This is a genomic window from Nocardia sp. GTS18 (assembly GCF_013839555.1).
GTDB lineage: Bacteria > Actinomycetota > Actinomycetes > Mycobacteriales > Mycobacteriaceae > Nocardia > Nocardia rosealba.
This window is the reverse complement of sequence record NZ_JACBIU010000001.1, coordinates 618,491-625,958: the sequence shown is the minus strand read 5'-3', so window position 1 is coordinate 625,958 and position 7,468 is coordinate 618,491. Positions and strand designations below refer to the sequence as shown.

Below are 7,468 nucleotides of genomic sequence, written 5' to 3'. Positions count from 1 at the left end.
GCCTCGGGGGTGGGCTCGGGATCGCGGGTGGTGCCCGGGTTTTCGGCGGCCGGGGCCGGCTCGTCCTGCTGCGTTCGTGGTGCCGGCTCGGCCTGGCGCGGCTCGGTGTTCTCGGGCGCGCTCGAGTGCCCACCGCCGGTGTCCTCGGTGCGCTGGGTGGGGGCCTCGCGCTGTGGGCCCGCCTCGACGGGCCGCGCCTCAGCGGGTGAGGACCCCCGGTCGTTCTGCGGCAGACCCGCACCTTCAGGCGGCGTGGTCTGCCCTGGCGGGTCGGCGTCTCGGGTCGGGCTCGGGGTTTCCGGGGCCCGAGTCGGAGTGGGGTTCGGGTCGACGCCATTGCCCGACACGCGCCTGCCCGCGTCGGCGCCGCGTTTGAGCGCGGAGATCGCGGTCTTCACACTGCCACCACCACCGGTCGCGGCCGTGAGGATGAGGTCGGGGGCCAGCGACCCGGCGAATTCGAACGGGTTGGCCCTTGCCTCTTTGAGGATGGCGTCGACCGCCGCACCCGGATCGGCTACGGCGACAACGAGTCCGGTCCCCAGATCGGACAACCCTTTGGCGTAGTCGGCGGGATGGGTGATGTTGTAGATATCGGTCGGATTCACCTGGCGCACCAATTGCACCATTCCGGTGATAGCGGTGAGGAATCCGGCGGTGAAATTCAGGGCAGCGTGGTCGAGCACCCCTTTGAGGTCGGAAATATTGGCGATCCACCGCTCACTGAACGGCGGTTCCTTCGGCGCCCGCTCGGTAGCTGTCTCGATCGCGCCGACCGCGATCGATGCGCCGTTGTCACGCTGCACCCGTGCGCCGCGCAGGATTTCGCGCGCCTCGTTGCGAATGGACGTCCAGGTATCGATGAGCGGATTCGCCTGTTGCTGCTCGCCGGTCAGACCGTTCCACCAGGTTTTCTGCCGACGTTCTTCGGCATCGGCCGCTTTCCACCGGTCGATGGCGGTCTGGGCCTTGTCCTGGGCGGCCTTCACCTCGTTCTGCCAGGCCTTCAGTGCCTCGGCCGCGGCCGCCATCGCGTCGGCGCCGTCGAACCAGAGTTTCGGCTGTTTGTCGTAGACGGCATTGAACGCGTCGGCGCCCTTACCGGTCCATTCGGTGGCATCGATCTTCTGCAGCGCCTGACCGGTCGATTCGATCGCCTCGGCCATCTTCGTCAATGTCTCGGCGGCGGAACCGATTTCGGACGGCTCGCCCAGGATCAGCTCTTTGGGGTCCTCGGTCCGGCCCAGCTCTTCCTCTTCGACGTCGCCCCCGGTCGCGGAGGCGATGTTGTCGCCGAGATCGTCGAGCGCATTACCGAATTTCTCCAGCCCGACGTGTTTGGCCGCGTCACCGACTACATCCAGGCCGTCGTCGATGATCTGGCCCGCACCCTCGACGACATTCTCGACACCGTCTTCGATCGCGCTGCCGACTTTGTCGATGAAATCGCCGATCCCCACGGACTACTGGCCCCCCTGCTCCTTCTTCATGATCTCCGCGGCTCGCTCGGCCGCACCGGTATTCCAGCCGGGAGTTTCACCGGTGAGTAGGCTGCCGGTCACCGGACTGATATTCGCGTACGCCTGCGGTCCGACCGCCTCGATGACCTTCATATTGGTCTGAATGTGCTGGCCGGCGTCCTGAAAGGACTTCACGCTGTAATCAGCGTTGCGAATGTGGTTGAACGAATTGTCGGCGAACGTCTCACCCCAGGAACGCTTGGTGATCTCCTCACCCGACAGATGTGGATTGCCCGCCATATGCGTCCACATCGTCTTCAGCGTGTCCTCGGACTTGGTTTCCATCTCGTCGTAGCGGCCCGCCGCCAATCCCAGTGTGCGGGCGATCGAGTTGCCCGCCTGCACCAATGCGCGCACACCCCACGACCACCGCTCGGTGAATTCCTCGAAGGTCTTCTGTACCGTCTGTTTGCCCGCCTCGAGCGTGGACATCGTGAGCAGCGCGAATCCCCGGCCCATATTGCCGGTCTCGCCGATCCCCATCTCCGACAGCTGACCGATGGTGTCGTCGATGCCCGTCGCGGCCTGTTGCAGCACCGCGGGGTCGACTTTCAATGTGGTCATCGCATGCCCCCGTCTGTCGCGTGTTCGGTGAGATCAGGTGGAAACGCCATCGGCGCGGAACCGACGATGTCGATCGCTATTCCGGCGGGTTCGTCGCGCGTATCCAGGTAGTCGCGCAGGCGCCGCCCGAAAATCCAGTGGTAGCGGTAGTCCTTGTCCTGGTCGACGGCATTGTCGAGGCGATCGCGCGCGGCGACGAACCGGGCGTATTCCTCGACGCTGGTGAACGCGCACAACCAGTCGACACCACCCAACGGCAGGAAGAAGACCCGGTTCTCGGCGGTGAGTGGAACCAACAGGGCGGCCTGCCGAAACGCGGCGAGCAACGCGTCCGGCTGCCCGAAGCCCGCGTAGAAGGCTGCTATTTCGGCGTGGAGGCGTTCCCTGCCGTCGCCATCGGTCATCCGACGCAACCTCCCCCGCACCCCGTTCTTCACTCTCGAACGGCAGTGTACGCGAATGACGGCCGTCGTAGGGAGTCCCGGAATCCAGGGGTCTGTCGCACAATTCGCGCGATTCCGTCGGAGACGGGGGTGAATGCCGAGGTCGTGAGCTCGGCGGTCGATCGGTCGAGATCGGTTCAGGGTGAGTGTAATCGGTGTGTGCGAGCGGGTGGCGCGGTTAGTTTGCGGTTCTCGATGAGGAACGCAAGGAGACACAGTGTCGCAAGCAGAGACCGAGCCGCGGCCGGGTAGTGCTTTCAGGTGGAACGAGGATTGGGCGGCGACCGTTGTCGGTCTCGTGCTGATCGGTCTCGTGCTGGTGGGGGCGATTCCCGATTGGCTGGTGCCGTGATGGCGGAGGTGAAGACCACGTCCGAAACCGCGGCGGTGCAGGGGAATACGCGCGCCACTTCTACCGATATCGCCGCCGGGGTGCTCCTTGTGCTCGTGCTCGGCGCGCTGACGCGATTCTTCGACACGCAGGTGCCGCAGTGGGCAGCCGACACGCCGTTGAAGCGAGTCGCGAAGACCATCGAGTACCCGGTGTACGCGATCGCGATCGGCCTGATCGGGAACGTGGTGCTCGGCAAACTCGGTCTGCGCGAACGGCTTTCGGCCGGGTTCCGGACGGAGTTCTTCATCAAGACCGGCGTGGTGCTACTCGGTGCCTCCGTCAATCTGAAGATTCTGGTGACGGCGGCGGCGCCCGCGATCGTGCAGGCGCTGGCCTTGATCACCATCGTCTTCGGATTCACCTGGTGGTTCGGTGGGGTGCTCGGGCTCGACGACAAACTGCGCGCCCTGCTGTCGTCCGCGGTGTCGATCTGCGGGGTGAGCGCGGCCATCGCGGCGGCCGGGGCGGTGCAGGCGCGGCGTGAACAGATCGCGTACGCGGCCTCGCTGGTGATCATCTTCGCGCTGCCGTCGATCTTCCTGCTGCCTTGGCTCGCTGACCTTCTCGGGCTTTCCGATGCGGTCGCGGGTGCGTGGATCGGCGGCAATATCGACACCACGGCGGCGGTGGCCGCCGCCGGTGCGCTCGCGGGTGAGGAATCGTTGCAGATCGCGACGATCGTGAAGACGACGCAGAACGCGCTGATCGGACTCGTCGCGATCGCGCTCACCGCGTGGTTCGCGTTCCGGGTGGACCGCACGCCGGGTGCCGCGCGCCCGAGCCTCGGTGAATTCTGGGCGAGGTTCCCGAAATTCGTGCTCGGGTTCGTCGCCGCGTCGATCATCGGCACCCTGTACCTGCAATCGGTCGACAAGAAGACCGGTGCCGCGCATATCGCGATCGTCAACGACCTGCGGACCTGGTTCCTGATCCTGGCCTTCGTGTCCATCGGCCTGGAATTCTCGCTGCGCGGATTGCGCGAGGCCGGGTGGCGGCCGATCGCCGTCTTCGGTTCGGCGGTGCTGGTGAACCTTGCCGCCGGACTCGGCCTTTCGGTGCTGCTGTTCCGTGACTTCGCGGCCTGACCTGGTCGAACGCCTGCTCGCGCGGCGGGTCCAGATGGGGCTGCATCCGCCGGCAGCGCCGAGCCCGTCGGCGGCTGAGCAAGGACGGCCAGGGTGCTCTGCGCGGTCAGGTCGCGGCGCCGAGCTTCTGGGCGCAGGCGAGCAGTTCTGTGCGGTACAACTCGCGGTCGCCACGGGAGACCGCCGGATGCAGGGGCCCGATCTGCAGTTCCCAGCGCGGCACCTCGTCACGATCGAACACCGGTACCGCGAGGTAGGCGATGGGTAACGGTGCCGCCGCGGCCAGGTCGGGGGCGGTGTGGGGGTAGCCGCTGAGGTCGCCGAGCAGGCCGAGGACGCGACGGCGTAGTGGTCCGGAAGCCGGTGAATGTGCCAGGTGGCCTGCTACTTCGGCGAGCACATCGAGGGTGGCGAGGTCGGCGGGGTCGATGCCCCAGACCGCGAGTCCGGCGGAGCGGATCTCGGCGAGCGCGGTGGTCAGTTCATCGCGTCGGCCGGGGTCGGCGGTGGCTAGCCACGCGCGCTGCCGTTCCGGGGCGCAGAACGCGATGACACTCGCGCCTGCGGGAGCGCGCAGCGGCACGCGGGCACCGACCTCGATCCCGGCGGGCACCCGGCCGTGATGGGCGGCCAGGCCGACGAAAGTCATCGAGGTCGACGAGACCACCGCCAGCGCGGCGCCACACCCGACCCGGCGGGCCAGCTCGCGCAACGCGGCGTCCGCGCCTGCGGGTGCGGCTGCCCGGTGTGCGGTGGGGAACGCGGGCCCGAGCCGGTAGGTCAGGTCGCGAGAACGCAGCGCCCAGCCACGCGATTCCAATGTGGTGAGGATGGCGGCGACCGTCGACCGGCTCAGTGCGAGCCGGTCGGCGACGCTCGCGGCGGTGAGTGGTGCCTCGGCGGCGAGTAGCTCGACGACGGAGACGACCCGATCGGTCGGTGGTGACGCGGTCACGCATTCCCTCTTGTTCTTCCCGACGCGGTCGTCTAGCGTCCGCGTGCCGAAAATCCGATTCGACGACACGAATATTCGTGTCCGGAGGAATGTTATGCCGCACTCGTCGCTCCTGGACTCTCTCGACATCACCGACATCGACTTCGCCTTCCAGGACACGCCCGACCTGCACCGTGTGCTGGCCGACCTGCGGGCCCGCCGGCCGTACGCGATCGTCCCCTTCGCGGGGACGCGTGCGGTGCTGCTGCTCACCCATGACCTGGTGTCTGCGGCCTTCAAGGACGAGGAGACCTTCCCGGCGCAGGCGGTGTACTCGCTCACCACCGAACCGGTGCTCGGCCGCACCTTGCAGTGCATGACCGGCGACGAACACCGGGTGAACCGGGCCATCGTCGCCCCACCGTTCCGGCGCAGTCTGGTGAGCGGCTGGATCGAACCGCTCCTCGCGCCGGTCGCCCACGAGGTGATCGACCGCTTCGCTCATCTCGGCGCTGCCGACCTGGTGGCCGAATTCACCACGCGCTACCCGGTTCTCGTGATCAGCAGATTGCTCGGTCTGCCCGTCGGCGACGAGGCGACGGTGTTGCGCTGGGCGCACGACCTGTTCTATTTCCCATTGGATCCCGCTGCCGCACAACGGGCTTCGCGAGAGTTCGCCGACCATGTGCTGCCGATCATCGCGGCCCGGCGCGAGGAGCCCGGTGCGGACCTGATCTCGAAGCTGGTCACCGAGAGCGTCGAGGGAACCACCCTGTCCGACGATCAGATACTCGCCTTCCTACGGCTGCTGTTCCCGGCGGGCGCCGACACCACCATGTTGGCTCTGGGAAATACGTTGTCCGCCTTGCTGACTCATCCGGACCAGCTCGCCCTGGTCACGGCCGATCCGGCGGACCAGGCAGAGTGGGCGATCTGGGAGGGATTGCGCTGGGAACCACCGGTCGGGCTGCTGCCTCGCGCCTGCCCGAGGGACACCCACTGGCAGGGTCTCGACATTCCCGCCCTCACCCCGATGTTGTTCGCCGTCAACGCCGCTCACCGTGACCCGGCGAAATACCCCGCGCCACACGAGTTCGACATCTCCCGCCGCGCCACCACCATGCTCTCGTTCGGACAGGGCCCACACAGTTGCCTCGGCAGCTGGCTGGCGCTGGCCGAACTCCGCACCGCCCTGATCGCTCTGCTCACCCGCCTGCCCGATCTGCGGCTGGCCGATGCGGCGGCGGCCGAGGACGCCACCGTGACCAGCCAGGTGGGCACCGCGCTCCGCGGCCCCACCGCCCTGCGCGTCCGCTGGAACCGAACGGCTTCCTGACCTGCGACATCCTGGCGCGTAGGCTGAACCTTGGTTTTGTCCGGACAACAACGGATCGGGGCGAACACATGTCGAACAAGGACGAACACGAAGAGAAGATCGAAAAGGAACAGGTCGAGCGCGAGGAAGAACGCCGCAGGCTGGAAGAAGAAGAGGAACGCCGCCTGCGTTGAATTCAGCCGAACCGTGACCTGAGCCATCCAACTGTGCCGTCGGGCCTGAAATTAAAGCGGGCTCGAGGATCTTCGGTGGCGCGATCGTCGAGCGGGATCAGACGTCTTCGGGGGTGCGGACCAGGGGGAGGCCGAGGTCGATGTCGGTGGTGGTGGCGTCTCGGGTCGGCCAGCCGGGGTACGGGGGTGGGGTGCCGCCGAATTCCGGGCACAGGGCGTGGAAGTCGCAGTAGCGGCACATCGAATTGCGTTGGGGTGGGAAGTCGCCCGTGCGGCCCGCGTCGAGGATGGCTTGCCACAGGGCGGTGAGGATGCGGGCGAAGCGGTCGAGTTCTTCGCGGTCGGGGGTGTAGGTGAGCAGTACCTTGTCGGCGAGGTAGATCAGGCGTAGCTGTGCGGGGAGGATGCCGCGGGTGCGCAGGATGACCAGGGCGTAGAACTTGAGCTGGAACAGGGCGCGGGCCTCGTGCTGGGGGCCGGGCGCGCGGCCGGTCTTGTAGTCGACCACGCGCAGCAGACCGTTGGGCGCCACGTCTATGCGGTCGACGAAGCCGCGCAACGGGATCTCACCGTCGAGGTCGACCTCCACCCGCTCCTCCAGACCGTCCGGATCGAAACGGGTGGGGTCCTCGAGCTCGTAATACCCGGCGACCAGGCGGCGCACCTCATCGAACAGCGCCTCCGGACCGCCCGCCGCCACCAGCTCGTCGAGCCCCTCCCGGCCCGCCCGCACCCGCTCCCACGCGCCGGGAACCAGCTCGGCCGCCCGGTCGGGCCCACGCTCGGCCGCGGGTAACCCGAAGAGGTCCTCGAGCACCGCGTGCACCACCGTGCCGCGAACGGCCGCGCGCGTGGGTGGTTCCGGCACCCGATCGATCGCCCGCAACCGGTACTTCAACGGGCACTGCTTGAAATCGGCTGCGCGCGAAGGAGACAACGCCGGACGCGACCGGGTGACCGGTTCGGCAGAGGTCTCGTCGGCGATCGACGCGGACAGGGGCACTGACATGTTCGCCACG

8 protein-coding genes are annotated in these 7,468 nt (G+C 67.4%); 3 read left to right on the top strand and 5 right to left on the bottom strand.

The window, feature by feature from the left end; all coding sequences use genetic code 11:
- The 3 genes from HYG95_RS03030 to HYG95_RS03020 form a co-directional block, all read right to left on the bottom strand.
- Positions 1 to 1,460, bottom strand: a 1,460-nt coding sequence (locus HYG95_RS03030) for a putative T7SS-secreted protein (RefSeq protein WP_370465658.1), incomplete at its 3' end; no start/stop codon positions are given.
- Positions 1,461 to 1,463: 3 nt separating this feature from the next.
- A complete protein-coding gene (locus tag HYG95_RS03025) occupies positions 1,464 to 2,084 on the bottom strand; it encodes a hypothetical protein (RefSeq protein WP_181696444.1) in 621 nt (206 codons plus the stop codon).
- On the bottom strand, positions 2,081 to 2,488 hold the full coding sequence (locus HYG95_RS03020) for an SseB family protein (RefSeq protein ID WP_181696443.1): 408 nt from the start codon (positions 2,486 to 2,488) through the stop codon (positions 2,081 to 2,083). Before HYG95_RS03020 ends, HYG95_RS03025 begins: the two co-directional genes overlap by 4 nt.
- A 256-nt stretch (positions 2,489 to 2,744) precedes the next feature.
- On the opposite strand from HYG95_RS03020, the gene HYG95_RS24635 reads away from it, so the two are divergent.
- Both HYG95_RS24635 and HYG95_RS03015 read left to right on the top strand, forming a co-directional pair.
- Positions 2,745 to 2,879 (top strand): hypothetical protein, encoded by a 135-nt coding sequence (locus HYG95_RS24635; protein ID WP_255494933.1) that lies wholly within the window; start codon positions 2,745 to 2,747, stop codon positions 2,877 to 2,879.
- Entirely contained in the window at positions 2,879 to 4,006 is a 1,128-nt protein-coding gene (locus tag HYG95_RS03015; protein WP_181696442.1) for a YeiH family protein, read from the top strand. Before HYG95_RS24635 ends, HYG95_RS03015 begins: the two co-directional genes overlap by 1 nt.
- Positions 4,007 to 4,112: 106 nt before the next feature.
- Here HYG95_RS03015 and HYG95_RS03010 read toward each other — a convergent pair whose 3' ends face one another.
- Positions 4,113 to 4,961, bottom strand: a complete 849-nt coding sequence (locus HYG95_RS03010) for a helix-turn-helix domain-containing protein (RefSeq protein WP_181696441.1) — start codon at positions 4,959 to 4,961, stop codon at positions 4,113 to 4,115.
- A 94-nt stretch (positions 4,962 to 5,055) separates the two neighbouring features.
- On the opposite strand from HYG95_RS03010, the gene HYG95_RS03005 reads away from it, so the two are divergent.
- Positions 5,056 to 6,276 (top strand): cytochrome P450, encoded by a 1,221-nt coding sequence (locus tag HYG95_RS03005; RefSeq protein WP_181696440.1) that lies wholly within the window; start codon positions 5,056 to 5,058, stop codon positions 6,274 to 6,276.
- 270 nt (positions 6,277 to 6,546) lie between these two features.
- Here the strand turns inward: HYG95_RS03005 and HYG95_RS03000 are convergent, their stop codons facing one another.
- Complete coding sequence (locus tag HYG95_RS03000; protein ID WP_181696439.1) at positions 6,547 to 7,458, bottom strand: RecB family exonuclease; 912 nt, start codon at positions 7,456 to 7,458, stop codon at positions 6,547 to 6,549.
- Positions 7,459 to 7,468 lie beyond the last annotated feature (10 nt).